Consider the following 273-nt stretch of genomic DNA (forward strand, 5'->3'; position numbering starts at 1 on the left):
AGAAAAAGGTTCTCGCACTGGTGCTGGCGTTCGCATGCGCGTTCACCATGTTTGCCGGTGCGGCGTTCACGGATGAGGCGGACATTAAGGCCACCGACGCCGTGAACATGCTGACGGCGCTGGGCGTGATCGAGGGCAACCCCGATGGCTCTTTCAAGCCGGATGCAACCGTTACCCGTGCGGAAATGGCGAAGATGATCTTCGTTGTCCGCAACAACACCATTGATGATTCGGCTTACGAGAACAACTCCTCGAAGATGACCGACATCAGCA

At 56.8% G+C, this 273-nt stretch carries 1 protein-coding gene; it reads left to right on the forward strand.

The window, feature by feature from the left end; genetic code table 11:
- Positions 1–273, forward strand: a 273-nt coding sequence (locus tag ACYQ3S_RS15745) for an S-layer homology domain-containing protein (RefSeq protein WP_459690313.1), incomplete at both ends; no start/stop codon positions are given.

It is taken from the genome of Agathobaculum sp. TL06 (genome assembly GCF_054658635.1).